The sequence below is a fragment of the Pseudomonas sp. KBN12P06040 genome, assembly GCF_037574965.1.
In the GTDB taxonomy this organism is placed as follows: domain Bacteria; phylum Pseudomonadota; class Gammaproteobacteria; order Pseudomonadales; family Pseudomonadaceae; genus Pseudomonas; species Pseudomonas aeruginosa.
The window spans coordinates 5,046,335-5,072,802 of the sequence record NZ_JBBELS010000001.1 but is presented as its reverse complement, the minus strand read 5'-3'; the positions used below and the strand labels follow the sequence as shown (position 1 = coordinate 5,072,802).

Genomic DNA, 26,468 nt, shown 5'->3' with positions numbered 1-26,468 from the left:
ATTTGGGTCAAAAGTACCCATACGGAACCAGTGTAAGTACCCATACGGAACCATGTCAAGAGGAAAATGCAACTAATGGAGTTAGCGGAGAAGCTGAAGGCGATTCGGATAAGGGAGGGAATGACCCAAGCGGAGCTGTGTGAGGCGACGGGTATCAGCCTGAGCAGCTACAAGAAATATGAGCTTGCCCTACGCCTTGAGGTGAGTTCCGTTGCGCTGTTGAAGATCACGGGCCATACGCGATTCAAGAAGTACGTTCTATGGCTGATGACTGGTGACACCGCGCCCGATTGCGGTCAGATCAGTCCGCTGGAGCAGCAGAAATGAAGCTGCCAGAACCGATTCGGCCGCTCTATGTCTGGTGTGGCTACTTTGTCCTGGCTTTGGGGTTGACGGCTGTAACGAGTGATGCTGAGTGGGTGAAGTCCGCGATGGCCATCTACCTAGTGTGGGCCATCGTCGAGACCATTCGATTCATCCGCCACAAGAAGAAGGGCAAGAGCAGCCAGGCGCTGGCTCAGCAGTGGATTGACGTGGCCGAGAATGGCCGTAGCTCAGAAGCACGCGCGAATAACACCTTCGAGCACAACGATGCTGAGTACATCCAAGGCGAAACGATTTGGACGGGGGCGAAGCAGATCCGCTTCAACTACCGCAACGCGCAAGGCGAGTACTCCGACCGCGAAGTGACGGTGCATAAGGTGGTGGCCGGTGAAGACGACACCTACTTTGTAGGCCTCTGCCACATGCGCAACGAGCCCCGCACCTTCCGCCTGGATCGCGTGTATCCACGCAACAAGGTTACGGATACGGCTACTGGCGAGATCAACACCCTGCGCAAGATCCTGGGCGTTAAGCGCCGGGCTCGTAGTTAAACCCATGTCGATCAAGAAACAGGACAATGGCCAGTGGTTGGTGGATTGCCGGCCAGAGGGAAGGTCAGGCCCGCGGATCCGCCGGCTGGTGAAGTCGAAGAACGAAGCCATGCACTTGGAACGTCGAATCATGGGCGACGGCTCCAAGGGCGAGTTTGAGAAGAAGCCGAAACGCGACGAACGCCGCCTGAGTGAACTGGTGGGGCTGTGGTTCACCATGCACGGCAACACCTTAAAGCAAGGCGACAAGCGACGCCGCGAAATGCTGACCACTGTGGCGCGAATCGGCGACCCGATGGTTTGCACCTTCACCGCCGAGATGTTTGCCGACTATCGTGCTGCCCGGATTGCAGGGAAGTGGGGGCGGCTCAAAACTGGGTCAGGCAAGAAGAAAGGGCAGGCGGCCAAGCCTGTAGGTGCCAAGACGTTGAACCACGAACTGGTGCACCTGCGGGCCATGTTCAATGAGCTGGAGCGTCTGGAGAAGTGGACAGGTGAGAACCCGTTGGCGAAGGTTCGAGCGCTCAAGCAGGACGAGACGGAAATGGGCTACCTGAGCCGGGAACAGATCCCGCTTTTGCTGGCCAAGCTGGATCAACACCCGTCCACGGTTGGTATGGTTGCCCGGGTCTGCTTAGCCACTGGTGCCAGGTGGTCCGAAGCAATGAATTTGACACCTCTGCAGGTGCGGGATGGTCGAATCCACTTCGTCCGCACTAAGTCGGCAAGAAACCGCGCAGTGCCGATTTCTGCAGAGCTGCAGAAGTCGCTTGAGGGGGCGCTCCCCTGGAGATCGTCCTACTCGGCGACCTACAAGGCGTTCGAGCTGGCGGTGGCCGAACTGGATCTGCAACTGCCGAAAGGGCAACTGACCCATGTGCTGCGCCATACCTTCGCAAGTCATTACATGATGAACGGTGGTGACATCCTGACCCTGCAGCGCGTGCTGGGCCACGCGACTCTCCAGATGACGATGCGCTATGCACATTTCAGCCCCGGACACTTGGCCGAAGTCGTCAACCTGAATCCCCTGGCCCAGGGGTGTGGACGTTTCGTGGACGCTGAAAAGGAATGCGAACCTGGTGTGGACGCACAGGGTCAGGCTGTAGCCCAGGTGTGAAGCGGCTTTAAGGATGAAAGGTGAGGGCGTTCACTCGCCCTCGTCAAACCTGTTGTTGATCAGTTCGACCAGCGCGTTCAACGCCTCGTCTTCCTGTTCGCCTTCGGTATGCAGGTGCAGGTTGGTGCCCTTGCCGGCAGCCAGCATCATCACGGCCATGATGCTCTTGCCGTCGACGCAGCTTTCAGGATTGCGGCCGACTCGGACCTGGCAAGGGTAGCGCCCCGCGACGCCGACGAACTTGGCCGCCGCGCGGGCGTGCAGACCGAGCTTGTTGATGATGGTGATCTCGAGGGCGGGCATCTTGGGGAGTCTGTCCTTCTTGTTATGGGCTAGCTGCTGAGATCGCGGTGGCGAATCTGCACGTTCTTCAGGGAATCCCTGAGTGCAGCGCCAATCCGCTCGGCGAGGTAGACCGAACGATGGTGCCCGCCGGTACAGCCTATCGCAACTGTTACATATGAGCGGTTACTGGCGGCGAAGCGCGGCAACCATTTGTTCAGGTAGCCGACGATGTCCTGGTACATTTCCTCGACGTCCGGCTGGGCGGCCAGATACTCGCGGACTTCCGGCTCCAGCCCCGAATGATCGCGCAACTCGGGCTTCCAGTAGGGGTTCGGCAGGCAGCGCACATCGAACACCAGGTCGGCGTCGACTGGCATGCCGCGCTTGAAGCCAAAGGATTCGACGAGGAACGCGGTGCCGGGTTCCGGCTTGTTCAACAGGCGCAGTTTGATGGTGTCGCGCAACTGATAGAGGTTGAGGCTGGTGGTGTCCAGCTTAAGGTCGGCGAGGTCGGCGATCGGTCCGAGCAATTGGCTCTCGTCGCCAATCGCCTCCGCCAGCGAACGGGTGTCGGTGGTCAGCGGGTGGCGCCGGCGGGTTTCCGAGAATCGTTTGAGCAGCGTCTCGTCGTCGGCGTCGAGATACAGCACATCGCAGTTGATGTGGTTGTCCCGCACTTCCTGCAACAGTTCGGGGAAGCGCTGCAACTGGCTGGGCAGGTTGCGGGCGTCGATCGACACCGCCACCTGTGGCTGCAGTAGCTCCGTGTGCAACAGGGCGCGCTGCGCCAGGTCGGGAAGCAGGCTGGCGGGAAGGTTGTCGATGCAATAGAAGCCGTTGTCTTCGAGGACGTTCAGGGCGGTGCTCTTGCCCGAGCCCGAGCGGCCGCTGACGATGATCAGGCGCATGTCATTGCCCGTTCTGTACGTCTACCACGATCTGATAAAGCGCTTCGGCAGTGGGAGCGCTGCGCAGGCGGTCGCGTACGTCGGCACGGTCGAGCATGGCGGCGATCTGCCGGAGCAGTTCGAGATGTTCCTCGGTCGCGGCCTCCGGTACCAGCAGGACGAAGAGCAGGTCGACCGGCGCGCCGTCCAGCGCGTCGAAGTCCACGGGAGCATCCAGGTGCAGCACGGCGCTGATGGGGCTCTGGCAGCCAGACAGGCGGCAGTGCGGAATGGCGATGCCATTGCCGAAGCCGGTGGAGCCGAGTTTTTCCCGGGCCACCAGGTTTTCGAAGATGGTCTGGGCGTCGAACTCCGGCAGCTCCCTGGCTACCAGGTTGGCGATTTGTTCGAGTACGCGTTTCTTGCTGCCGCCCGGCACGTTCACGAGGGAACGGCCGGGGGTCAGGATTTGCTCAAGTCGGATCATAGGGGAGGGGAGATCAGCGGGCGCCTACGCCTTGCTGCCGTTCGAGATACTTCTCTTTGTGTTTGATCAGTTGACGGTCGAGTTTGTCGATCAGCAGGTCGATGGCCGCGTACATGTCCTCATGTTCCGCATTGGCTACGATCTCGCCACCGGCGATGCGCAGGGTGGCTTCGATCTTCTGCTTCAGTTTCTCGACCTCCATGATCACCTGAACATTGGTGATCTTGTCGAAATGGCGCTCCAGACGGCTCAGTTTCTCGCCGACATAGTCGCGCAGGGCGTCGGTCACATCCAGTTGATGGCCACTGATGTTGACTTGCATACCGCGTTCTCCTTGTTGCCCGTGTGTAAGTGGCAGGTTAGCAACCTGCCTCCGGAACACCTTGGCGTGGATCAACGTCACACCAGTCGCTTGCGCTCGCTCGAAGGGGCTATGCCCAGGGATTCGCGGTATTTGGCGACGGTGCGGCGAGCCACTTGAATGCCCTGTGCCTCCAGTAAACCAGCGATCTTGCTGTCGCTCAATGGCTTTTTCGCATTTTCCGCGGCCACCAGTTTCTTGATGATCGCGCGGATCGCGGTGGACGAGCATTCCCCGCCTTCGGCGGTGCTGACGTGACTTGAAAAGAAATATTTCAGCTCGAAAATGCCGCGCGGCGTATGCATGTATTTCTGCGTGGTGACCCGCGAAATGGTCGATTCGTGCATGCCCACCGCTTCGGCGATGTCATGCAGGACCAGCGGCTTCATGGCTTCTTCGCCGTAGTCGAGGAAACCGCGCTGGTGCTCGACGATCTGGGTGGCGACCTTCATCAGCGTTTCGTTGCGGCTCTGCAGGCTCTTGATGAACCAGCGGGCTTCCTGCAACTGGTTGCGCATGAAGGTATTGTCGGCGCTGCTATCGGCGCGGCGGACCATGCCGGCGTAGGTGGCGTTGACGCGCAGGCGCGGCATCGCCTCCTGGTTCAGCTCGACCAGCCAGCGCTCGTTGTCCTTGCGCACGATGACGTCGGGGACGATGTATTCGGCTTCGCTCGATTCGATCTGCGAACCGGGCCGGGGATGCAGGCACTGGATCAGCTCGATGACCTGACGCAGTTCGTCTTCCTTGAGCTTCATGCGCCGCATCAATTGGCTGTAGTCGCGGCCGCCGAGCAGGTCGAGGTAGTCGGATACCAGGCGCAGCGCTTCGTTCAGCCAGGGCGTGGTGGACGGCAACTGGCGCAGTTGCAGCAGCAGGCACTCGCGCAGGTTGCGGGCGCCGATGCCGGCGGGTTCCAGTTGCTGGATGCGGCGCAGCACGACTTCCACTTCGTCGAGCTCGACGTCCAGTTCCGGATCGATGGCGGCGAGGATTTCTTCGAGGGACTCTTCGAGGTAGCCATCGTTGTTGATGCTATCGATGATGGTCACCGCGATCATCCGATCGGTGTCCGACATCGGTGCCAGGTTGACCTGCCAGAGCAGGTGGCTGTGCAGGCTCTCGCCGCTGCTGGTGCGCGCGGTGAAGTCCCATTCGTCATCGTCGTTGCTGGGCAGGCTGCTGGCGCTGGTCTGGTAGATGTCTTCCCAGGCGGTATCCACCGGCAACTCGCTGGGTATGCGTTCGCTCCACTGGTCGTCGTCGAGGCTTTCGACGCTGGGCGTGGCGCTTTCCTGGAGAGGGCTCTCCTGGGGCGCGCTGGCCGCCTGTTCGGCGCCATCGGCGAGAGGGTCGCTGTTGTCGAAATCGTCGCCGTCTTCCTGGCGTTCGAGCATGGGATTGGATTCCAGCGCTTCCTGGATTTCCTGCTGGAGGTCCAGGGTGGATAGCTGGAGGAGGCGTATGGCCTGTTGCAGCTGCGGCGTCATCGTCAGCTGCTGGCCCATCTTGAGGACTAGCGATGGTTTCATGGCTGAGGGCTTAGTACCTTATTCGCTGGTACCGGATGGCACCATCCACTACTACGGGTGCCGAGGTGGCGGCACCGCCAGGAAGCAAATTATATGCCTGAATTTTCGTACTTTGCCTAGGGTTGCTCTGAATAAATCATCCGCTCCAGGCGGCACTCGCGGTTGCGAAACCGCGGGCGAGCGGAACCGCTCCGGCGAGGCCGGAGGGCGCGCTAGGAGATTTCTTCAGAGGCGGAACTCGTGCCCCAGGTAGACTTCCTTGACCAGGTCGTTGGCGAGGATGCTCTCGGCATCCCCCTCCGCGATCAACTGCCCATCATTGACGATATACGCCGTTTCACAGATGTCCAGGGTCTCGCGGACGTTGTGGTCGGTGATGAGGATGCCGATACCCTTCGCCTTGAGGTGATGGATGATCTGCTTGATGTCGCCGACCGAGATCGGGTCCACGCCGGCGAAGGGCTCGTCGAGGAGGATGAATTTCGGCGCGCTGGCCAGGGCGCGGGCGATTTCCACCCGGCGTCGTTCGCCGCCGGACAGGCTCATGCCGAGGTTGTCGCGGATGTGGTGGATGTGGAATTCCTGCAGCAGGCCTTCCAGGGCTTCCTTGCGACCGTTGCGATCGAGGTCGCTGCGGGTCTCGAGGATCGCCATGATGTTGTCGGATACCGACAGCTTGCGGAAGATCGAGGCTTCCTGCGGCAGGTAGCCGATGCCGGCCCGGGCGCGCCCGTGCATCGGCAGGTGGGTGACGTTCTGCTCGTCGATGCGGACCACGCCCTGGTCGGCCTGGACCAGGCCGACGATCATGTAGAAGCAGGTGGTCTTGCCGGCACCGTTCGGACCGAGCAGGCCGACGATCTGCCCGCTATCGATGGACATGCTGACGTCGCGGACGACTTGCCGGCCTTTATAGCTTTTGGCCAGGTGCTGGGCTTTGAGCGTTGCCATTACTGGGCCTTTTTCTTCGGCTGGATGACCATGTCGATGCGCGGGCGCGGGCTGGTCACCTGGGAGCCGGTGGCACGACCCGCGTTGACGATCTGGCGCTGGGTGTCATAGACGATCTTCTCGCCTTCGAAGGTGTTGCCTTCCTGGATCACCTTGGCCTGGTCGATCAGCACGACCCGGTTCTGCGTGACGAAGTACTGGATGGTCAGGCCATAGGCCTTGGTCACGTCCTTGTCCGGAGCGGGTTTCTGCTCGTAGTAGGCAGGCTTGCCGACCGAGGTCACGACCTCGATGTCGCCGTTCTTGTCCTGTTTCAGGGTCACGGTGTTGCCGGTCAGCTTGGTGCTGCCCTGGGTCACCACGACGTCGCCGCGGTAGACCGCGACGCCCTGCTTGTCGTCCAGTTCGGCGCTGTCGGCCTGGACGCGGATCGGTTGTTCGCGGTCCGAAGGCAGGGCCAAGGCCATGGAGCTGCCGAGGGCGGCAGTCAGACCGAAAATAAGGGGGAGGGTATTAACGAACCTCATGCTGACCTCTTACGTTGGACAGCAGGTGCATCCGGCTGTCTTTCAGATACGCTTTCATTCCAACAGCCGTCGTCACTCCATTGGCCGCGTCGATTTTAACGGCTTGCTCGGTCTGTGCATAATTCTTGTCGGGGAATACGGTCAGCCGAGTGGTGGTCAGGATGCTTGGTTGGCCCTTGGCATCGGTACGTGCGACGCGCACGTCGTCGATGAGTTCGACCTCCTTGCCTTTCGGTCCGACTTCGGCGCGGGCGCTCTGGATGTGCCAGGGTTGCACGTTGCCACGGAAGAGCAGCAGGTCGGGGGTGGTGACGAAAGTGATGTCCGTGGCTTTCTGGTGCTCCAGCTTCACCGCGGTCATCTCGTAGTCGAGGCTGCCGTCCTCCTGGTACTGGAGGCTATGGGCATTCTCGGCATAGTAGTCGATGGTGTTGTCCTGGCCGGGGCGGGTCGGCTGTTCGTTGAACAGCTCGAGCCCGACGTTCCAGTAGTAGCCCGCGACGATCAGCAACAGGGCGATCAGGGCGAGCAGCAGTTTCTGGCGTAGTGTCTTCGGCATGGTCGGCTCTACAGATAGGCGCCCTGGGCGGCTTCGAGCGTACCCTGGGCGCGCATGATCAGTTCGCAGAACTCGCGGGCGGCGCCTTCGCCGCCGCGGGCCGCGGTGACGCCATGGGCATGCTGGCGCACGAACGGGTCGGCACTGGCTACCGCCATGCCCAGGCCGACGCGGCGGATCACCGGCAGATCGGGCAGGTCGTCGCCAAGGTAGGCGACTTGCTCATAGCCTAGTCCGAGTTCGCCGAGAAGTTCGTCGAGGACGGCGAGCTTGTCTTCCCGGCCCTGATAGAGGTGCTGGATGCCCAGGTTGCGCGCGCGCCGTTCGACCACCGGAGTGACGCGGCCGGTGATGATGGCGGTGCGCACGCCGGAGGCGATGAGCATCTTGATGCCATGTCCGTCCAGGGTGTTGAAGGTCTTGAACTCGCTGCCGTCGACGAGGAAATACAGCTTGCCGTCGGTCAGCACGCCGTCGACGTCGAAGATCGCCAGGCGTATCCGGCGGGCCCGGACCGGGAGTTCCGCGGCCGAATGGGTATCGCTCATTACATCACTCCTGCGCGCAACAGGTCGTGCATGTTCAGGGCGCCGACCGGACGGTCGTCCGCGTCGACCACCACCAGTGCGCCGATCTTGTTGTCTTCCATGATCTTCAGGGCTTCCGCGGCGAGAATTTCGGCGCGGACGGTCTTGCCGTGGACGGTCATCACCTGGTCGATGGTGACCTGGCGGACGTCGATGCCCCGATCCAGGGCGCGACGCAGGTCGCCATCGGTGAAAATGCCGGCAAGCTTGCCATGTTCGTCGAGCACTACGGTCATGCCCAGGCCCTTGCGGGTCATTTCCATCAGTGCGCCGGTCAGCGAGGTGCCGAGCAGCACCTGCGGCAGCCCTTCGCCGACGTGCATGACGTCTTCCACCTTCAGCAGCAGTCGGCGGCCCAGCGCACCGCCCGGGTGCGAGAAGGCGAAGTCTTCCGCGGTAAAGCCGCGAGCTTCGAGCAGGGCGATCGCCAGGGCGTCGCCGAGGACCAGGGTTACGGTGGTGGAGGAGGTCGGGGCCAGGTTCAGTGGACAGGCTTCCTGGCCGACACTGGCGTCCAGGTTCACTTCCGCAGCCTTGGCCAGGGGCGACTCGGGGTTACCGGTCATGCTGATCAGGGTGATGCCCAGGCGCTTGATCAGAGGCAACAGGGTGACGATTTCGGCAGTCGAGCCGGAGTTGGACAGGGCGAGGACCACGTCGTCCTTGGTGATCATGCCCATGTCGCCGTGGCTGGCCTCGGCCGGATGCACGAAGAAGGAGGGGGTGCCGGTGCTGGCCAGGGTAGCGGCGATCTTCTTGCCGATGTGACCGGACTTGCCCATGCCGACGACGACGACCCGGCCCTTGCCGGCCAGCAGCAGTTCGCAGGCCTTGACGAAATCGTCGCCAATCCGCGCCAGCAGGCTGTCTACCGCGTCGCGCTCGAGGCCGATGGTGCGCTGGGCGGAATGGATGAAATCGAGGTTCTGGCTCATGTTCAACGAATGTGGCGCCTGGATTAAAGGCGGGATTATAACGGGAAAGCGTGTCCCGCTTACACCAGCCATGCTGTGAAGTCGGTCCGCATCCCCCGCGGCGCAATGTTGTATGGACTGCAATGCTCTGTTACGCCGCCGTTATCTGCACTCCGCGCTATGACTGCATAAATGTCGATATATTCGACGTCGACGCGATTTTTTTCTGTCCGTAGTGAACCTGAAGTGTGCGATATGTCCTAAAGGGCTGAGAGAACGCTCCGAACAAGCTGAATCCAAGCTGAACGGCACGGTGCCAGGCCTTGGGCCAGAACCCGCCGCAGTGCTATAGTCCGCGCCCATTCGACCCCTCCGGGATGCGTGCCTTTGCAACGGGCAAGGCGTCCAGCATGGACGGGTCGCATCGCAAGGAGTCCTGATGAGCACCGATAGTGCCTACGCGGTCGAGTTGAAGGGCCTGACCTTCAAGCGCGGATCGCGGGCGATTTTCGACAACATCGATGTGCGTATCCCGCGCGGAAAGGTGACCGGCATCATGGGCCCGTCCGGTTGCGGCAAGACCACGTTGCTGCGGCTGATCGCCTCCCAGTTGCGTCCTTCGAAGGGGGAGGTCTGGGTCAACGGGCAGAACCTGCCGCAGCTTTCGCGCGGCGACCTGTTCGACATGCGCAAGCAGTTCGGCGTGCTGTTCCAGAGCGGGGCGCTGTTCACCGATCTCGACGTCTTCGAGAACGTCGCGTTTCCGCTGCGCGTGCATACCCAGCTGCCGGAAGAGATGATCCGCGACATCGTCCTGATGAAGCTTCAGGCCGTCGGCCTGCGCGGCGCCGTGGAACTGATGCCGGACGAGCTTTCCGGCGGCATGAAGCGCCGCGTCGCCCTGGCCCGGGCGATCGCCCTGGACCCGCAGATCCTGCTCTACGACGAGCCGTTCGTGGGGCAGGATCCGATCGCCATGGGCGTCCTGGTGCGCCTGATCCGCCTGCTCAACGATGCCCTCGGCATCACCAGCATCGTGGTTTCCCATGACCTGGCCGAGACCGCCAGCATCGCCGACTACATCTATATCGTCGGCGACGGCCGGGTACTTGGCCACGGGACGCCGGACGTCCTCAAGGAAACCGACGATCCTCGTATCCGCCAGTTCGTCAAGGGAATCCCGGATGGTCCCGTTCCGTTCCATTATCCGGCCCGCGACTACCGGGCCGACCTGCTGGGAGAGCGCTGATGCGTAGAGTCTCTCCCCTCGAACGTATCCGCCTGTTCGGCCGCGCCGGCCTGGACGTGGTCGCCGCGCTCGGCCGCTCGACCCTGTTCCTCGGCCACGCCCTGCTCGGCCGACGCACGCCAGGCACCGGTTTGCACCTGCTGGTGAAGCAACTCTACTCGGTAGGCGTGCTGTCGCTGGCGATCATCGTCGTCTCGGGCCTGTTCATTGGCATGGTGCTGGCCCTGCAGGGCTACAACATCCTGATTTCCTATGGTTCCGAGCAGGCGGTCGGGCAGATGGTGGCCCTGACCCTGCTGCGCGAACTGGGGCCGGTGGTGACCGGCCTGCTGTTCGCCGGCCGTGCCGGCTCTGCGCTTACCGCGGAAATCGGCAACATGAAGGCCACCGAACAGCTTTCCAGCCTGGAAATGATCGGTGTCGACCCGCTCAAGTACATCGTCGCGCCGCGCCTGTGGGCCGGTTTCATCTCCATGCCGCTGCTCGCCGCGATCTTCAGCGTGGTCGGCATCTGGGGCGGGGCGATGGTCGCGGTCGACTGGCTGGGCGTATACGAGGGGTCGTTCTGGGCGAACATGCAGAACAGCGTGCAGTTCACCGAGGATGTGCTCAACGGCGTGATCAAAAGTATCGTATTCGCCTTCGTGGTGACCTGGATCGCGGTCTACCAAGGCTACGACTGCGAGCCGACCTCGGAAGGAATCAGCCGGGCGACGACTCGGACCGTGGTCTATGCCTCCCTGGCGGTGCTGGGGCTCGACTTCATTCTGACTGCTTTGATGTTTGGAGATTTCTGAATGCAAACCCGCACCCTGGAAATCGGTGTCGGCCTGTTCCTCCTGGCCGGCCTGCTGGCCCTGTTGCTGCTGGCCCTGCGGGTCAGCGGCCTGAGCGTGGGCAACGCCGGCGATACCTACAAGGTCTACGCCTACTTCGACAACATCGCCGGTGTTACCGTGCGCGGCAAGGTCACCCTGGCCGGCGTGACGATCGGCAAGGTGACGGCGGTCGACCTGGATCGCGACAGCTACACTGGTCGCGTGACCATGGAGATCAACCAGAACGTGAACAACCTGCCGGTCGATTCCACGGCGTCGATCCTGACCGCCGGCCTGCTGGGCGAGAAATACATCGGCATCAGCGTCGGCGGCGACGAGGACGTTCTGAAGGACGGCAGCACCATCCACGACACCCAGTCGGCGCTGGTGCTGGAAGACCTGATCGGCAAGTTCCTGCTGAACTCGGTTAACAAAGACGAAGCCAAAAAGTGAGGTTTTCTTCCATGCTGACTCTTCTGCGTCGCGGCCTGCTGGTGTTCCTGGCGGCTTTCCCGCTGCTTTCCATGGCGGCGCCGACCCCGCAACAGGTGGTGCAGGGCACGGTCGACGAACTGCTTTCCGACATCAAGGCCAACAAGGCCGCCTACAAGGCCGATCCGCAAAAGCTCTACGCCACTCTCGACCGTATCCTCGGGCCGGTGGTCGATGCCGAGGGCATCGCCAAGAGCGTGATGACCGTCAAGTATTCGCGCCAGGCCTCACCCGAGCAGATCAAGCGCTTCGAGGAAGTGTTCAAGAACAGCCTGATGCAGTTCTACGGCAACGCGCTGCTCGAATACGACAACCAGGACATCCGCGTGCTGCCTAGCTCGGCCAAGCCGAGCGACGATCGCGCCAGCGTCAACATGGAAATCCGTGACAGCAAGGGCACGGTTTACCCGGTCTCCTACACCATGACCAACCTGGCCGGTGGCTGGAAGGTCCGCAACGTGATCATCAACGGCATCAACATCGGCAAGCTGTTCCGCGACCAGTTCGCCGACACCATGCAGAAGAACCGCAACGACCTCGAGAAGACCATCGCCGGCTGGGGTGAGGTGGTCGCCAAGGCCAAGGAAACCGCGAAAGCGGAAGAGGCCGGGGCGAAATGAGCCAGGCCAGCCTGCGCGAAGGCGCGGCCGGCGAACTGCAGCTCGCCGGCGTGCTCGACTACAGCAGCGGGCCGGCGTTGCGCGAGCAGGGCGGTCGGCTGATCCGCGCCAGCCAGGCGGCGGAACTGGTCGTCGACTGCTCGGCGGTGGAGCGCTCCAGCAGCGTGGGCATTTCCCTGTTGCTGGCCTTCATGCGCGACGCACGCAAGGCCGGCAAGGTCCTGAGCGTCAGGGCCTTGCCGGACGACATGCGGGAGATTGCCAAGGTCAGCAGCCTTCTGGAGATCCTGCCTCTGCAGGAATGACCGGCCGGTGGAACGAGCGGCCCTCCGTCTGCGCGTCCCTTCCTGGGGTTCGCAGGCGGAGGGCTTTTTTGTATGATGGCCGACCGTGCGCGTAGGGCGCCCGATTGAGGTTGAGCATGCAGGCCGAAGACGTTAAGAGCCTTCTCCAGGAAAAACTCCCCGGCACCCAGGTGGAAGTCGAGGGCGAAGGGTGCAATTTCCAACTGAATCTGATCAGCGACGAACTGGCCGGCCAGAGCCCGGTCAAGCGTCAGCAGCAGGTCTACGCCCATTTGAACGCCTGGATCGCCGATGGCAGCATCCATGCCGTCACCATGAAATTCTTCAGCCGCGCCGCCTGGGCCGAGCGTTCCTGAGCCCACGGGGGATCATTGCAATGGATAAACTGATTATTACCGGCGGTAACCGCCTCGATGGCGAAATCCGCATTTCCGGCGCGAAGAACTCGGCGCTGCCGATCCTGGCCGCGACCCTGCTGGCCGATACTCCGGTCACCGTCTGCAACCTGCCGCACCTGCACGACATTACCACCATGATCGAACTGTTCGGCCGCATGGGCGTGCAGCCGATCATCGACGAGAAGCTCAACGTCGAAGTCGACGCCAGCAGCATCAAGACCCTGGTCGCGCCGTACGAACTGGTGAAGACCATGCGTGCCTCGATCCTGGTGCTGGGCCCGATGCTGGCGCGCTTCGGCGAGGCCGAAGTGGCCCTGCCGGGCGGTTGCGCGATCGGTTCGCGTCCGGTCGACCTGCATATCCGCGGTCTCGAGGCCATGGGCGCGCAGATCGAGGTCGAAGGCGGCTACATCAAGGCCAAGGCGCCCGCCGGCGGCCTGCGTGGCGGTCACTTCTTCTTCGATACCGTCAGCGTGACCGGCACCGAGAACCTGATGATGGCCGCCGCGCTGGCCAACGGCCGCACCGTGCTGCAGAACGCCGCTCGCGAGCCGGAGGTGGTCGACCTGGCCAACTGCCTGAACGCCATGGGCGCCAACGTCCAGGGCGCTGGCTCCGATACCATCGTCATCGAAGGTGTGAAGCGCCTCGGCGGCGCTCGCTACGACGTACTGCCCGACCGTATCGAGACCGGCACCTACCTGGTGGCCGCGGCCGCGACCGGCGGCCGGGTGAAGTTGAAGGATACCGATCCGACCATCCTCGAGGCGGTCCTGCAGAAGCTGGAAGAGGCCGGTGCTCACATCAGCACCGGCAGCAACTGGATCGAGCTGGACATGAAGGGCAACCGGCCGAAGGCGGTCAACGTGCGTACCGCGCCGTACCCGGCGTTCCCCACCGACATGCAGGCCCAGTTCATCTCCATGAACGCGGTTGCCGAAGGCACCGGCGCGGTCATCGAGACGGTCTTCGAGAACCGCTTCATGCATGTTTACGAAATGAACCGCATGGGTGCGCAGATCCTCGTCGAAGGCAACACCGCCATCGTCACCGGCGTACCCAAGCTCAAGGGCGCTCCGGTCATGGCGACCGACCTGCGCGCATCCGCGAGCCTGGTGATCGCCGGCCTGGTGGCCGAGGGCGACACCCTGATCGATCGCATCTACCACATCGACCGTGGCTACGAGTGCATCGAAGAGAAACTCCAGCTGCTCGGCGCCAAGATCCGCCGCGTACCGGGCTAGCGGAGGCTGTCGCGCAAATGCTGACCATCGCCTTGTCCAAGGGCCGGATTCTCGACGATACCCTGCCGCTGCTCGCAGCGGCGGGCATCGTGCCGTCGGAGAACCCGGACAAGAGCCGCAAGCTGATCATCCCGACGTCCCTGCCCGATGTGCGCCTGCTCATCGTGCGCGCCACCGACGTGCCGACCTATGTCGAGCATGGCGCCGCCGATCTCGGCGTGGCCGGCAAGGACGTGCTGATGGAGTACGGCGGCCAGGGACTCTACGAACCGCTGGACCTGCGTATCGCCAACTGCAAGCTGATGACCGCCGGCGCCATTGGCGCGCCTGAACCCAAGGGACGCCTGCGGGTGGCCACCAAGTTCGTCAATGTCGCCAAGCGCTACTACGCCGAGCAGGGCCGCCAGGTCGACGTGATCAAGCTGTACGGCTCGATGGAGCTGGCGCCCCTGGTCGGTCTCGCCGACAAGATCATCGACGTCGTGGATACCGGCAATACCCTGCGCGCCAACGGCCTGGAGCCCCAGGAACTGATCGCCACGATCAGCTCGCGCCTGGTGGTCAACAAGGCCTCGATGAAGATGCAGCACGGTCGCATCCAGTCGCTGATCGATACCCTGCGCGACGCCGTCGAGGCGCGACACCGTCACTGATACCCGTGCGGCTCCGCGCCGCACCTGCCTATCCGTGTCATAGCCAAATTTTCTCGGGTGCCCGCACGGTGGGCTTGGTAGTCTAGCGGCGCCCGAGACAACGCCATCCATAAAAGAGGCTCGCTATGACCGCTCCCTTCGCTATCCGTCGACTCAATGCCGCTGATCCGGACTTCGGGCGTCATCTGGATCATCTGCTGAGCTGGGAAAGTGTCTCCGACGATTCGGTCAACCAGCGCGTCCTCGACATCATCGCCGCCGTACGCAGCCGTGGCGACGCCGCCGTGGTCGAGTTCACCCAGCGCTTCGACGGTCTCCAGGCCGCCTCGATGGCCGACCTGATCCTGCCGCGCGAGCGCCTGGAGCTGGCTCTCACCCGTATCACCGTAGCCCAGCGCGAAGCCCTGGAAGTCGCCGCCGAGCGCGTGCGCAGCTACCACGAGAAGCAGAAGCAGGGTTCCTGGCGCTACACCGAGGCCGACGGCACGGTGCTCGGCCAGCAGGTCACCCCGCTGGACCGCGCCGGGCTCTATGTGCCGGGCGGCAAGGCGTCCTACCCGTCCTCGGTGCTGATGAACGCGATCCCGGCCAAGGTCGCCGGGGTGTCCGAAGTGGTCATGGTCGTACCGACCCCGCGCGGCGAGATCAACGAGATCGTCCTCGCCGCCGCCTGCATCGCCGGTGTCGACCGTGTCTTCACCATCGGCGGGGCACAGGCCGTGGCCGCGTTGGCCTACGGCACCGAAAGCGTGCCGCGGGTGGACAAGATCGTCGGCCCCGGCAACATCTACGTGGCCACCGCCAAGCGTCACGTGTTCGGCCAGGTCGGCATCGACATGATCGCCGGTCCCTCGGAAATCCTCGTGGTCTGCGATGGCCAGACCGATCCCGACTGGATCGCCATGGACCTGTTCTCCCAGGCCGAACACGACGAAGACGCCCAGTCGATCCTGGTCAGTCCGGACGCGGCGTTCCTGGACCGCGTCGCGGACAGCATCGCCCGCCTGCTGCCGACCATGGAGCGCGCCGAGATCATCCGCACCTCCCTGGAGGGGCGTGGCGCGCTGATCCAGGTCGCCGACCAGGCCCAGGCCTGCGCGGTGGCCAACCGCATCGCCCCGGAACACCTGGAACTGTCGGTGGCCGATCCGGAAAGCTGGCTGCCGGAGATCCGCCATGCCGGTGCGATCTTCATGGGCCGCTACACTGCCGAGGCCCTGGGCGACTACTGCGCCGGCCCGAACCACGTGCTGCCGACCTCCGGTACCGCGCGTTTCTCTTCGCCGCTGGGGGTATATGACTTCCAGAAGCGTTCGTCGATCATCAACTGCTCGGCCGAGGGCGCTTCGGTCCTCGGTCGCACCGCTTCGGTGCTGGCTCGCGGCGAGTCGTTGACCGCCCACGCGCGCAGCGCCGAATACCGCATCCTCGACGAGAAGGAGGCCTGAGCATGAGCAAATTCTGGAGTCCCTTCGTCAAGGACCTGGTGCCTTATGTGCCGGGCGAGCAGCCGAAGCTGTCGCGGCTGGTCAAGCTGAACACCAACGAGAATCCCTACGGTCCGTCGCCACAGGCGCTCGCCGCGATGCAGGCGGAACTCAACGACGACCTGCGCCTGTATCCCGATCCCAACGGCGAGCGGTTGAAGCAGGCGGTCGCCGCGCACTACGGCGTACAGGCCAACCAGGTGTTCGTCGGCAACGGCTCCGACGAGGTGCTCGCGCACATTTTCCATGGCCTGTTCCAACACGACCTGCCGCTGCTGTTCCCGGACGTGACCTACAGCTTCTACCCGGTCTATTGCGGCCTGTACGGGATCGCGCACGAGAAGATCGCGCTGGATGAAAGGTTCCGCATCCGCGTCGAAGACTACGCGCGGCCCAACGGCGGGATCATCTTCCCCAATCCGAACGCGCCGACCGGCTGCCTGCTGCCGCTGGACGCCATCGAAGCGATGCTGAAGGCGTCGCCGGATTCGGTGGTGGTGGTCGACGAGGCCTATGTCGACTTCGGTGGCGAGAGCGCCATCGCCCTGATCGATCGCTACCCGAACCTGCTGGTCACCCAGACGCTGTCCAAGTCGCGCTCCCTGGCCGGCCTGCGGGTCGGCCTGGCGGTCGGCCATGCCGATCTGGTCGAGGCGCTGGAGCGGATCAAGAACAGCTTCAATTCCTATCCGCTGGATCGCCTGGCGATCGCCGGCGCGGCGGCGGCTTTCGAGGACGACGCCTATTTCCGTCGGACCTGCCAGGCAGTGATCGATAGCCGCGAGGCGTTGAGCGCCTCTTTGCAGGCGCTGGGCTTCGAGGTGCTACCGTCGGCCGCCAACTTCGTCTTCGCCCGTCATCCGCGGCACGATGCCGGGCAGATTGCCTCGACCCTGCGCAAGCAGGGAGTGATCGTCCGCCATTTCAAGCAGGCGCGGATCGACCAGTTCCTGCGTATCACCATCGGCAGTCCGGAGCAGAACCAGGCGCTACTGGACGCCCTGCACTTCCTCAAGTGATACGAAAACGGCGCCCGAGGGCGCCGTTTTCAATGGCGGGGATCACTCGCCGCCGTCCTGTTTCTGCTGTGGAGCCGGTGCCGGCGGCGGACGCAGGCCGACCTCGGCGGTCAGGTTGACCTTCTGTCCGTTGCGCAGCACCACGATGCTGATCTTCTGTCCCGGACGGGTGCGCGCCACCTGGTTCATCGAGCGGCGGCCGTCGCTGGCTTCCTGCTTGTCGATGGTCAGGATCACGTCGCCCGGCAGCAGGCCGCCGCGCGCCGCCGGACCGTCGCGATAGACGCCGGCGACGACGATCCCGGCGGTTTCGCCGAGGCCCAGGGACTCCGCCAGTTCCGGGGTCAGCGCCTTGACCTCGACGCCGAGCCAGCCGCGGATCACCTGGCCGTGCTCGATGATCGACTGCATGACCTCCAGGGCCAGCTTGGTCGGGATGGCGAAGCCGATACCCTGGGAGCCGCCGGACTTGGAGAAGATCGCCGTGTTGATGCCGATCAGGTTGCCGGCAGCGTCCACCAGCGCGCCGCCGGAGTTACCGGGGTTGATCGCCGCGTCGGTCTGGATGAAGTCTTCGTAGGTGTTCAGGCCGAGCTGGTTGCGTCCGGTGGCGCTGATGATGCCCATGGTCACGGTCTGGCCGACGCCGAACGGGTTGCCGATGGCGAGGCAGACGTCGCCGGTGCGAATGCCGTCGGAGCGGCCGAGGGTCATCGCCGGCAGGTTCTTAAGGTCGATCTTCAGCACGGCCAGGTCGGTTTCCGGGTCGCTGCCGACCAACTGGGCGATGGTCTCGCGGCCGTCGCGCAAGGCCACGATGATCTGGTCGGCGCCAGCGGTCACGTGGTTGTTAGTCAGCAGGTAGCCTTCCGCGCTCATGATCACCGCCGAGCCGAGGCTCGATTCCATGCGCTTCTGTTGCGGCAGGTTGTCGCCGAAGAAGCGGCGGAACATCGGGTCGTCGAACAATGGGTGGGAGGGCTTGCTGACCATCTTGGTGGTGTACAGGTTGGCCACTGCCGGAGCCGCCCGGCTCACCGCATTGGCATAGGACACCGGGCCTTCCTGCAGACGGCTGAGCAGAGGCGCCTGCTCGACGTGCACCTCCTGGCGTGGCAGGCCGACCAGCTCGGGGTTGCGCTGGATGATCAGCAGGGCCAGCAGCACGCCGACCAGCACGGGCCAGCCGAGGAAACGCAGGGCCTTGGGCATCGGGACAATCCTTGGGGTTGCGAGGCCGAAAAGCGGCCGATAAGGTGGCGCCCATTATAGGGGGAAGCCGTCCATTAGAGGAGCGGCGCGCCCTGCCTGAATGAAGAGGAATTTGCATGGCTATCGCCCTGAGCACCCTGGTCGAAGAGGCCGACCGTTATCTGGATGCCGCGCGCATCCAGGACTACTGCCCGAACGGCCTGCAGGTCGAGGGCCGGCCGCAGGTGCGGCGGATCGTCAGCGGGGTCACTGCCAGCCAGGCGCTGCTGGATGCCGCCGTGGAGGCCGACGCCGACGTGGTGCTGGTGCATCACGGCTACTTCTGGAAGGGTGAGAATCCCTGCGTGGTCGGCATGAAGCAACGGCGCCTGAAGACCCTGCTGAACAACGATATCAGTCTGCTGGCTTACCACCTGCCGCTGGATCTGCATCCGGAGGTGGGCAACAACGTGCAGCTCGCCCGGCAGCTCGGCTTCGAAGTGGAAGGGCCGTTGGAGCCGGGCAACCCGCGTTCCATCGTCCTCCTCGGTTCGCTTGCCGAGCCGATGCAGCCTGCCGATTTCGCTCGGCATGTGCGCGATGCGCTGGGGCGCGAGCCGCTGCTGGTCGACGCCGGCCAGCCGGTCCGACGCATCGCCTGGTGCACCGGCGGCGCCCAGGGTTATATCGACCAGGCGATCGCCGCCGGCGTCGATGCCTACCTGACCGGCGAGGTTTCCGAGCAGACCGTGCACAGCGCGCGGGAGAACGGCATCAGCTTCATCGCCGCCGGACACCACGCCACCGAGCGCTACGGGGTGCAGGCGCTGGGCGACTACCTGGGCAAGCGCTTCGCCATCGAGCACCTGTTCATCGACTGTCCTAATCCTGCCTGACGACGGAGCGGTGACGCACCCGGTCGACCTCCTTGCCCAGTTCCCAGACAGCCATCGCGTAGTGGGTGCTGTGGTTGTAGCGGGTGATCACGTAGAAGTTCGGCAAGCCGTACCAGTACTGGTAGTTCCTGCCCATGTCCAGGCGCAGCAGGCTGGCTTGCCGGTGGCCGCCGAGCGGACCCTGCGGGCGTAGTCCGGCGGAAGCGAGCACGTCCAGCGGGTACAGCGTCTTGAAGCCATCCTCCAGCGAGGGCGCCCGGCCGCTGGCGGGAACCGCCACGCGATCGCCGTTGACCCAGCCGTGCTGCTTGAAATAGTTGGCGACGCTGCCGATCGCGTCACGCGGATTCCACAGGTCGATATGCCCATCGCCGTCGAAGTCTACTGCGTACTTGGTGAATGAAGACGGCATGAACTGGCCGTAGCCCATGGCGCCGGCATAGGAACCGCGCAGGGCCAGCGGATCGGCACCTTCCTTGCGAGCCTGGAGGAGGAATTGCTCCAGTTCGCCGCTGAAGAACTCCGCGCGGCGAGGGTAGGAGAAGGACAGGGTGGACAGCGCATCGATGATCCGCGTCTTGCCCATCACCCGCCCCCAGCGGGTTTCCACGCCGATGATGCCGACGATGATCTCCGGCGGCACGCCGTAGACGCGCGACGCCCGTTGCAGGTCGGCTTCGTATTGGTCCCAGAACAGCACGCCGTTCTGTACGTTGCCTGGCGTGACGAACTTCTTCCGGTAGCGCAGCCAGGCGCCGTTCGGTCCGCTGGGTGGGGTATAGGTGGGGGCTTGCCGGTCCATCAGGCGGATCACCCAGTCCAGGCGCTGGGTCTGGGCGAACAGGTCGTGCAGTTGCTGGCGGTTGAAGCCGTGCTGGCTGACCATCCTGTCGATGAAGCGCTGTGCCGCCGGATTGTTCGCGTAATCGCCGCGCAGCGGCAGTATCGGTTGCACCGACTGGCGTACGGGGCGGGGTGAAATGACGGTGCGGGCCTGGGGTTTGGCGGCGGGTTTCGGTGGTGGCGTCGGTTCGCTGCTGCATGCTGAGACCAGGAGGAACAGGGGCAGGGCGAGGGCGGTACGGCGCATCTGGGGTCTTCTTGGCGGAATGACGATGCCCGCTATGCTAGCGCAGTGCCGCTGGCGTACAAGTCGAGCCGCCGAAAGGGGGGCGGACCGTCTGCTCGCTGTCGCGGCGACGGCTTTGTCCGGTCCGGGACGATGCCGTCTCAGCTTTGTCCGCCCGGTCTGCGAAACGCCCCTGGAAAACCTCTCGACGCCAGTGTTTTCGCCGGCTGCGAGGCTGAGCGCTGATGGCTATATGGGTATATTTTTTCGGTATAAATGGCGAATCTTTTAGAGCCTTGCGCTGTGATAGAGTGCGCGTTCGTCTACGGCCCGACGGCCGTCCATAAGCAATTCCGTGAGTAGCCATGGTCGACAAACTGACGCACCTGAAACAGCTGGAGGCGGAAAGCATCCACATCATCCGCGAGGTGGCCGCCGAGTTCGATAACCCGGTGATGCTGTACTCGATCGGCAAGGATTCCGCGGTCATGCTGCACCTGGCCCGCAAGGCCTTCTTCCCCGGCAAGCTGCCCTTCCCGGTGATGCACGTGGACACCCGCTGGAAATTCCAGGAGATGTACAGGTTCCGCGATCGGATGGTCGAGGAAATGGGCCTGGACCTGATCACCCACGTCAACCCGGACGGCGTCGCCCAGGGCATCAACCCGTTCACCCACGGCAGCGCCAAGCACACCGATGTGATGAAGACCGAGGGACTCAAGCAGGCCCTGGACAAGTACGGTTTCGACGCTGCCTTCGGCGGTGCGCGCCGCGACGAGGAGAAGTCGCGGGCCAAGGAACGGGTCTATTCGTTCCGCGACAGCAAGCACCGCTGGGACCCGAAGAACCAGCGTCCCGAGCTGTGGAACATCTACAACGGCAAGGTGAAGAAGGGCGAGTCGATCCGCGTCTTCCCGCTGTCCAACTGGACCGAGCTGGACATCTGGCAATACATCTACCTGGAAGGCATCCCGATCGTCCCGCTGTACTTCGCCGCCGAGCGCGAGGTTATCGAGAAGAACGGCACGCTGATCATGATCGACGACGAGCGCATCCTCGAGCATCTCTCTGACGAAGAGAAAGCCCGCATCGAGAAGCGCATGGTGCGCTTCCGTACCCTCGGCTGCTACCCGCTCACCGGCGCGGTCGAGTCCAGCGCCACCACGCTGCCGGAAATCATCCAGGAAATGCTCCTGACGCGTACTTCCGAACGCCAGGGCCGGGTCATCGACCATGACCAGGCCGGTTCGATGGAAGAAAAGAAACGTCAGGGCTATTTCTGAGGGTACGCAGCATGTCTCATCAATCCGATCTGATCAGCGAGGACATCCTCGCCTACCTGGGGCAGCACGAACGCAAGGAACTGCTGCGCTTCCTTACCTGCGGCAACGTCGATGACGGCAAGAGCACCCTGATCGGGCGCCTGCTGCATGACTCCAAGATGATCTACGAGGATCACCTCGAGGCCATCACCCGCGACTCGAAGAAAGTCGGCACCACGGGCGACGACGTCGACCTGGCGCTGCTGGTCGACGGCCTGCAGGCCGAGCGTGAGCAGGGCATCACCATCGACGTGGCGTACCGCTACTTCAGCACCGCCAAGCGCAAGTTCATCATCGCAGACACGCCCGGTCATGAGCAGTACACCCGCAACATGGCCACCGGTGCCTCGACCTGCGACCTGGCGATCATCCTGATCGATGCCCGCTACGGCGTGCAGACCCAGACCCGCCGGCACAGTTTCATCGCGTCCCTGCTGGGCATCCGGCATATCGTGGTCGCCATCAACAAGATGGACCTGAAGGACTTCGACCAGGGTGTCTTCGAACAGATCAAGGCCGACTACCTGGCCTTTGCCGAGAAGATCGGTCTGAAGACCAGTTCGCTGCACTTCGTGCCGATGTCGGCGCTCAAGGGCGACAACGTGGTCAACAAGTCCGAGCGTTCGCCCTGGTACGCCGGCCAGTCGCTGATGGAAATCCTCGAAACCGTCGAGATCGCAGCCGACCGCAACCTCGATGACATGCGCTTCCCGGTGCAGTACGTGAACCGGCCGAACCTGAACTTCCGCGGTTTCGCCGGCACCCTGGCCAGCGGCGTGGTGCGCAAGGGCGACGAGGTGGTGGCCTTGCCGTCGGGCAAGGGCAGCAAGGTGAAATCCATCGTCACCTTCGAGGGCGAACTGGAGCAGGCCGGTCCCGGCCAGGCCGTCACCCTGACCCTGGAAGACGAGATCGACGTTTCCCGCGGCGACATGCTGGTGCATGCCGACAATCGCCCGCTGGTCACCGACGGCTTCGATGCCATGCTGGTGTGGATGGCCGAGGAGCCGATGCTTCCGGGCAAGAAGTACGATATCAAGCGCGCTACCAGCTATGTGCCGGGTTCGATTCCGAGCATCGTCCACAAGGTGGACGTGAATACCCTGGAGCGGACCCCGGGCAGCGAGCTGAAGCTGAACGAGATCGCCAGGGTCAAGGTCAGCCTGGACGCGCCCATCGCGCTCGATGGCTATGAGCAGAACCGCACCACCGGCGCCTTCATCGTCATCGATCGCCTGACCAACGGCACCGTTGGCGCCGGCATGATCGTCTCCGCTCCGCCGGCGGCCCATGGCAGCAGCGCGCATCACGGTTCGAATGCCCATGTGACGCGCGAGGAGCGTGCCGGCCGCTTCGGCCAGCAGCCGGCGACCGTACTGTTCAGCGGCCTCTCCGGCGCCGGCAAGAGCACCCTGGCCTACGCCGTGGAGCGCAAGCTGTTCGATATGGGCCGCGCGGTCTACGTGCTGGACGGGCAGAACCTGCGCCACGACCTGAACAAGGGGTTGCCGCAGGACCGCGCCGGACGCACCGAGAACTGGCTGCGTACCGCCCATGTCGCCAAGCAGTTCAACGAGGCCGGGTTGATCAGCCTCTGCGCCTTCGTCGCGCCGAGCGCGGAAGGGCGCGAGCAGGCCAGGGCGCTGATCGGCGCCGAGCGCCTGATCACCGTCTATGTGCAGGCGTCGCCGCAGGTCTGCCGCGAACGCGATCCCCAGGGGCTGTATGCGGCGGGCGAGGACAATATCCCCGGCGAGTCCTTCCCCTACGACGTGCCGCTGGATGCCGACCTGGTGATCGATACCCAGGCGCTGAGCGTCGAGGACGGCGTGAAGCAGGTGCTCGACCTGTTGCGCGAACGCCAGGCGATCTGATCGTCTCGCAGCCATGAAAAAGCCCCGCTGATGCGGGGCTTTTTCATGGGCGTCGGCAGGTTCGCGCAGCGCGTCAGTACTTGCCTTTCAGGCCGTAGGTGGCGTCGAGGGTGCCGGGGCTGTCCGGGCTCTTCGGCGCATAGTCCTTCGGCACTTCACCGGAGGCCGGCGGAGTCAGGCGCTCGCGGCGCTCGGCCGGGTAGGCCTCGTCGGCATGCAGCGCGGCCAGCAGGCGCTGGCGGGTCTGTTCGTCCAGGGCCAGACGCTGGGCGCCGTCGGAGAGGTGCTCCTGCACGTCCTGGTAGCTCTGGGTCAGCTTCTTCACGAGGCTGGCGGTGGTGTTGAAATGGGTCACGACTTCGCGCTGATAGCTGTCGAAGCGGTCCTGCAGGTCGTCCATCTGGCGTTGCACCTTGTTCGGCGCGGCGTTGGGCAGCAGGCGGGCGATCAGAAAACCGATGGCGACCCCGGCGACCAGGGCGAGGGCCGGCAGCAGCCAGGCGGTGAGCGACTGTTCCACGCGAATCCTTCCTCTATAGACGGCTTTGCTTTACGTTAACGGCTTGAGTCCGAGCTGTATACCACGGCACGCGAGTAAGTGCCTGTGTCGCTTGGAGTAATCTGCTAGACGAGTCGACCCGAGCCGGGGTCACGGAGTTCCTGTTTGTCTACCCGCGAAATCCCTGTATCCATCGATGGCCCCTGCGGGCCGCTGGAAGCCCTGCACCTCGATCTGCCCGATGCCCGCGGCATCGCCCTGGTCTGCCATCCGCACCCGCTGTTCGCCGGCACCATGCAGAACAAGGTGGTCGCCACTCTGCAACGCAGCGCCCGCGATGCCGGCCTGGCGACCCTGCGTTTCAACTTCCGTGGCGTTGGCCAGAGCGCTGGCAGCTATGGCGAGGGGATCGGCGAGATCGACGACGCCGAGGCCGCCGCGCGCTGGTTGCTGGCACGCCATCCGGGGTTGCCGCTGACACTGATGGGCTTTTCCTTCGGCTCCTGCGTCGCCGGCAATCTGGCGGGTCGCCTGGAAGCGGAGGGCGTCGGGCTGGCGCGGCTGTTCATGATCGCGCCGCCGGTGGAACGCTTCGCGGTCAGCCTGCCTGCGCGTTGCCCGCTGACCGTGGTGCAGCCGGAGGATGACGACGTGGTCACGCCGGCCGCGGTATATGCCTGGAGCGAGTCCCTGGCACGACCGCACGAGCTGTTGCGGGTGGCGGAAAGCGGACATTTCTTCCATGGCAAGCTGATCGATCTGAAGGACCTGTTGCTGCCACGCCTGCAGGACTGACGTTGTCGCGCCGGCCCTGCTACCATCCGGCGCGCCATTCTTTTCTTTGCCTGACATCTGGTATCGCATGACTACTCGTATCCTGACCGGCATCACTCCTACCGGCACTCCGCACCTGGGCAACTACGCCGGCGCCATCCGCCCGGCGATCCTCGCCAGCCGTCGGAGCGACGTGGATTCGTTCTACTTCCTGGCGGACTACCACGCCTTGATCAAGTGCGACGATCCCGCTCGTATCCAGCGCTCGCGCCTGGAAATCGCCGCGACCTGGCTGGCCGGCGGCCTGGACGTCGAGCGTGCGACCTTCTACCGGCAGTCGGACATCCCCGAGATTCCCGAGCTGACCTGGTTGCTCACCTGCGTCAGTGCCAAGGGTCTGCTCAACCGCGCGCATGCCTACAAGGCCGCGGTGGACCGCAATGTCGAGGCTGGCGAAGACCCGGACGCCGGCGTGACCATGGGCCTCTACAGCTATCCGGTGCTGATGGCCGCGGACATCCTGATGTTCAACGCGCACAAGATCCCGGTCGGGCGCGACCAGGTGCAGCACGTGGAGATGGCCCGCGACATCGGCCAGCGTTTCAACCACCTGTTCGGCAACGGCCGCGAGTTCTTCGTCCTGCCCGAAGCGGTGATCGAGGAAAACGTCGCCACCCTGCCGGGCCTGGACGGGCGCAAGATGTCCAAGAGCTACGACAACACCATCCCGCTGTTCAGCCCGTCCAGGCAGCTCAAGGACGCCATCGCACGCATCGTCACCGACTCGCGCGCGCCGGGCGAGCCGAAGGACCCGGACAGTTCGCACCTGTTCCTTCTTTACTCGGCCTTCGCCAGTGCCGAACAGGTCGCCGCGTTCCGTCAGGAACTGCTCGACGGCCTGGCCTGGGGCGAAGCCAAGCAGCGCCTGTTCCAGTTGCTCGACAACGAACTGGGTGAGGCTCGCGAGCGTTACCAGGCGCTGATCGCCAAGCCGGACGATATCGAGGACATTCTCCTCGCCGGCGCCGCCAAGGCGCGCCGCATCGCCACCCCATTCATCGCCGAGTTGCGCGAGGCAGTCGGCCTGCGCTCCCTGCGCGAGCCGCTGAAAAGTACCGAGAGCGGCAAGAAGAAGGCCGCCAAGGCTGCGCGCCTGGTCAGCTTCCGCGACGACGACGGCAGCTTCCGCTTCCGCCTGCTGGACGCCGCCGGCGAACAGCTACTGCTGTCCCGCGCCTTCGCCGACGGCAAGGCCGCCGGTGCGGTGAGCAAGCGCCTGCTGGCTGGCGAGACTGCTGACCTGCGGGCCGAGGGCAATGCCTTTGGCCTGTGGCTGGATGGCGAGGCGGTGGCGCAGAGCCCGGCCTTCGCCGACGCCGCCGCCCGTGACGCCGCCATCGAGCGCACCCGCGAAGCGCTGGCACCGCAGGAGTAGGCAGCCCCGGTACATCCTCGACGGATGGCCGATTGCCA

At 63.9% G+C, this 26,468-nt stretch carries 31 protein-coding genes; 18 read left to right on the top strand and 13 right to left on the bottom strand.

Annotated features, from left to right (window positions below; translation table 11 throughout):
- Nucleotides 1-66 precede the first annotated feature (66 nt).
- From VQ067_RS23875 to VQ067_RS23865, 3 genes are read left to right on the top strand one after another with little or no spacing between them, the layout of a single operon-like run.
- Nucleotides 67-327 (top strand): helix-turn-helix domain-containing protein, encoded by a 261-nt coding sequence (locus VQ067_RS23875; RefSeq protein ID WP_308463123.1) that lies wholly within the window; start codon nt 67-69, stop codon nt 325-327.
- On the top strand, nt 324-875 hold the full coding sequence (locus VQ067_RS23870; RefSeq protein ID WP_033994812.1) for a WYL domain-containing protein: 552 nt from the start codon (nt 324-326) through the stop codon (nt 873-875). Before VQ067_RS23875 ends, VQ067_RS23870 begins: the two co-directional genes overlap by 4 nt.
- Nucleotides 876-879: 4 nt before the next feature.
- Nucleotides 880-1,995: a phage integrase gene (locus VQ067_RS23865; protein WP_033994811.1), complete on the top strand. Its 1,116-nt coding sequence runs from the start codon at nt 880-882 to the stop codon at nt 1,993-1,995.
- A gap of 30 nt (nt 1,996-2,025) precedes the next feature.
- Here the strand turns inward: VQ067_RS23865 and VQ067_RS23860 are convergent, their stop codons facing one another.
- The 10 genes from VQ067_RS23860 to kdsD all read right to left on the bottom strand — a co-directional run bounded on the left by VQ067_RS23860 (nt 2,026) and on the right by kdsD (nt 9,112).
- Nucleotides 2,026-2,298: an HPr family phosphocarrier protein gene (locus tag VQ067_RS23860; RefSeq protein WP_003094362.1), complete on the bottom strand. Its 273-nt coding sequence runs from the start codon at nt 2,296-2,298 to the stop codon at nt 2,026-2,028.
- Nucleotides 2,299-2,327: 29 nt separating this feature from the next.
- On the bottom strand, nt 2,328-3,188 hold the full coding sequence (rapZ, locus tag VQ067_RS23855) for an RNase adapter RapZ (protein ID WP_003094361.1): 861 nt from the start codon (nt 3,186-3,188) through the stop codon (nt 2,328-2,330).
- A 1-nt stretch (nt 3,189) separates the two neighbouring features.
- On the bottom strand, nt 3,190-3,654 hold the full coding sequence (gene ptsN, locus VQ067_RS23850) for a PTS IIA-like nitrogen regulatory protein PtsN (protein WP_003098853.1): 465 nt from the start codon (nt 3,652-3,654) through the stop codon (nt 3,190-3,192).
- A gap of 13 nt (nt 3,655-3,667) precedes the next feature.
- Nucleotides 3,668-3,976 (bottom strand): ribosome hibernation-promoting factor, HPF/YfiA family, encoded by a 309-nt coding sequence (hpf, locus tag VQ067_RS23845; protein WP_003094359.1) that lies wholly within the window; start codon nt 3,974-3,976, stop codon nt 3,668-3,670.
- A 77-nt stretch (nt 3,977-4,053) separates the two neighbouring features.
- Nucleotides 4,054-5,547 carry an RNA polymerase factor sigma-54 gene (locus tag VQ067_RS23840; RefSeq protein WP_003094357.1) on the bottom strand — a complete coding sequence of 498 codons (1,494 nt, stop codon included), beginning with the start codon at nt 5,545-5,547 and terminating at the stop codon, nt 4,054-4,056.
- A 225-nt stretch (nt 5,548-5,772) separates the two neighbouring features.
- Nucleotides 5,773-6,498 carry an LPS export ABC transporter ATP-binding protein gene (gene lptB / locus VQ067_RS23835; RefSeq protein WP_003094355.1) on the bottom strand — a complete coding sequence of 242 codons (726 nt, stop codon included), beginning with the start codon at nt 6,496-6,498 and terminating at the stop codon, nt 5,773-5,775.
- Complete coding sequence (lptA, locus tag VQ067_RS23830; protein WP_003120916.1) at nt 6,498-7,025, bottom strand: lipopolysaccharide transport periplasmic protein LptA; 528 nt, start codon at nt 7,023-7,025, stop codon at nt 6,498-6,500. The genes lptB and lptA overlap by 1 nt, the downstream gene beginning before the upstream one ends.
- Nucleotides 7,012-7,584, bottom strand: a complete 573-nt coding sequence (gene lptC, locus VQ067_RS23825; protein WP_003094353.1) for an LPS export ABC transporter periplasmic protein LptC — start codon at nt 7,582-7,584, stop codon at nt 7,012-7,014. Before lptC ends, lptA begins: the two co-directional genes overlap by 14 nt.
- Nucleotides 7,585-7,592: 8 nt before the next feature.
- Nucleotides 7,593-8,132, bottom strand: coding sequence for a KdsC family phosphatase (locus tag VQ067_RS23820; RefSeq protein ID WP_033991142.1), 540 nt, complete (start codon nt 8,130-8,132; stop codon nt 7,593-7,595).
- Nucleotides 8,132-9,112 (bottom strand): arabinose-5-phosphate isomerase KdsD, encoded by a 981-nt coding sequence (kdsD, locus tag VQ067_RS23815; protein ID WP_003094347.1) that lies wholly within the window; start codon nt 9,110-9,112, stop codon nt 8,132-8,134. Before kdsD ends, VQ067_RS23820 begins: the two co-directional genes overlap by 1 nt.
- A gap of 412 nt (nt 9,113-9,524) precedes the next feature.
- On the opposite strand from kdsD, the gene VQ067_RS23810 reads away from it, so the two are divergent.
- The 10 genes from VQ067_RS23810 (at nt 9,525) to hisC (ending at nt 17,370) form a co-directional block, all read left to right on the top strand.
- Entirely contained in the window at nt 9,525-10,334 is an 810-nt protein-coding gene (locus tag VQ067_RS23810; protein ID WP_003094343.1) for an ATP-binding cassette domain-containing protein, read from the top strand.
- Entirely contained in the window at nt 10,334-11,131 is a 798-nt protein-coding gene (mlaE, locus tag VQ067_RS23805; RefSeq protein WP_003094341.1) for a lipid asymmetry maintenance ABC transporter permease subunit MlaE, read from the top strand. Before VQ067_RS23810 ends, mlaE begins: the two co-directional genes overlap by 1 nt.
- Nucleotides 11,132-11,605: an outer membrane lipid asymmetry maintenance protein MlaD gene (mlaD, locus tag VQ067_RS23800; protein ID WP_003094339.1), complete on the top strand. Its 474-nt coding sequence runs from the start codon at nt 11,132-11,134 to the stop codon at nt 11,603-11,605.
- An 11-nt stretch (nt 11,606-11,616) separates the two neighbouring features.
- On the top strand, nt 11,617-12,264 hold the full coding sequence (locus tag VQ067_RS23795; protein ID WP_003094337.1) for an MlaC/ttg2D family ABC transporter substrate-binding protein: 648 nt from the start codon (nt 11,617-11,619) through the stop codon (nt 12,262-12,264).
- Nucleotides 12,261-12,569, top strand: coding sequence for an STAS domain-containing protein (locus tag VQ067_RS23790; protein ID WP_003094335.1), 309 nt, complete (start codon nt 12,261-12,263; stop codon nt 12,567-12,569). Before VQ067_RS23795 ends, VQ067_RS23790 begins: the two co-directional genes overlap by 4 nt.
- A 116-nt stretch (nt 12,570-12,685) precedes the next feature.
- The gene (locus VQ067_RS23785; protein ID WP_003094334.1) at nt 12,686-12,925 is read left to right on the top strand and encodes a BolA family protein; all 240 of its coding nucleotides are present in this window, start codon (nt 12,686-12,688) and stop codon (nt 12,923-12,925) included.
- Between the two features lie 20 nt (nt 12,926-12,945).
- Entirely contained in the window at nt 12,946-14,211 is a 1,266-nt protein-coding gene (gene murA / locus VQ067_RS23780) for a UDP-N-acetylglucosamine 1-carboxyvinyltransferase (protein WP_003094332.1), read from the top strand.
- Between the two features lie 17 nt (nt 14,212-14,228).
- Nucleotides 14,229-14,864 carry an ATP phosphoribosyltransferase gene (hisG, locus tag VQ067_RS23775; protein ID WP_003094331.1) on the top strand — a complete coding sequence of 212 codons (636 nt, stop codon included), beginning with the start codon at nt 14,229-14,231 and terminating at the stop codon, nt 14,862-14,864.
- 125 nt (nt 14,865-14,989) lie between these two features.
- The gene (gene hisD, locus VQ067_RS23770) at nt 14,990-16,312 is read left to right on the top strand and encodes a histidinol dehydrogenase (protein WP_003094326.1); all 1,323 of its coding nucleotides are present in this window, start codon (nt 14,990-14,992) and stop codon (nt 16,310-16,312) included.
- A gap of 2 nt (nt 16,313-16,314) precedes the next feature.
- The gene (hisC, locus tag VQ067_RS23765; protein WP_033991143.1) at nt 16,315-17,370 is read left to right on the top strand and encodes a histidinol-phosphate transaminase; all 1,056 of its coding nucleotides are present in this window, start codon (nt 16,315-16,317) and stop codon (nt 17,368-17,370) included.
- Between the two features lie 42 nt (nt 17,371-17,412).
- Here the strand turns inward: hisC and algW are convergent, their stop codons facing one another.
- Nucleotides 17,413-18,582 carry a Do family serine endopeptidase AlgW gene (gene algW / locus VQ067_RS23760; protein WP_003134756.1) on the bottom strand — a complete coding sequence of 390 codons (1,170 nt, stop codon included), beginning with the start codon at nt 18,580-18,582 and terminating at the stop codon, nt 17,413-17,415.
- A 116-nt stretch (nt 18,583-18,698) separates the two neighbouring features.
- Here algW and VQ067_RS23755 point away from each other — a divergent pair, with 116 nt between their 5' ends.
- Nucleotides 18,699-19,457 (top strand): Nif3-like dinuclear metal center hexameric protein, encoded by a 759-nt coding sequence (locus VQ067_RS23755; protein ID WP_033991144.1) that lies wholly within the window; start codon nt 18,699-18,701, stop codon nt 19,455-19,457.
- Here the strand turns inward: VQ067_RS23755 and mltB are convergent.
- Entirely contained in the window at nt 19,444-20,547 is a 1,104-nt protein-coding gene (mltB, locus tag VQ067_RS23750) for a lytic murein transglycosylase B (RefSeq protein WP_033991145.1), read from the bottom strand. The genes VQ067_RS23755 and mltB overlap by 14 nt on opposite strands.
- A 344-nt stretch (nt 20,548-20,891) precedes the next feature.
- Between mltB and cysD the strand changes: the two genes are divergently transcribed.
- Together cysD and cysN are read left to right on the top strand one after the other, a co-directional pair.
- Nucleotides 20,892-21,809 carry a sulfate adenylyltransferase subunit CysD gene (gene cysD, locus VQ067_RS23745; RefSeq protein ID WP_003094311.1) on the top strand — a complete coding sequence of 306 codons (918 nt, stop codon included), beginning with the start codon at nt 20,892-20,894 and terminating at the stop codon, nt 21,807-21,809.
- A gap of 11 nt (nt 21,810-21,820) precedes the next feature.
- Nucleotides 21,821-23,722 (top strand): sulfate adenylyltransferase subunit CysN, encoded by a 1,902-nt coding sequence (gene cysN / locus VQ067_RS23740; RefSeq protein ID WP_003110029.1) that lies wholly within the window; start codon nt 21,821-21,823, stop codon nt 23,720-23,722.
- A gap of 73 nt (nt 23,723-23,795) precedes the next feature.
- On the opposite strand, the gene VQ067_RS23735 is transcribed toward cysN, so the two are convergent.
- Entirely contained in the window at nt 23,796-24,242 is a 447-nt protein-coding gene (locus tag VQ067_RS23735; RefSeq protein ID WP_003094304.1) for a YhcB family protein, read from the bottom strand.
- Nucleotides 24,243-24,386: 144 nt separating this feature from the next.
- Here VQ067_RS23735 and VQ067_RS23730 point away from each other — a divergent pair, with 144 nt between their 5' ends.
- Together VQ067_RS23730 and VQ067_RS23725 are read left to right on the top strand one after the other, a co-directional pair.
- Entirely contained in the window at nt 24,387-25,016 is a 630-nt protein-coding gene (locus VQ067_RS23730) for an alpha/beta hydrolase (RefSeq protein ID WP_003094302.1), read from the top strand.
- Nucleotides 25,017-25,083: 67 nt separating this feature from the next.
- Nucleotides 25,084-26,430 (top strand): tryptophan--tRNA ligase, encoded by a 1,347-nt coding sequence (locus VQ067_RS23725; RefSeq protein ID WP_003094300.1) that lies wholly within the window; start codon nt 25,084-25,086, stop codon nt 26,428-26,430.
- Nucleotides 26,431-26,468 lie beyond the last annotated feature (38 nt).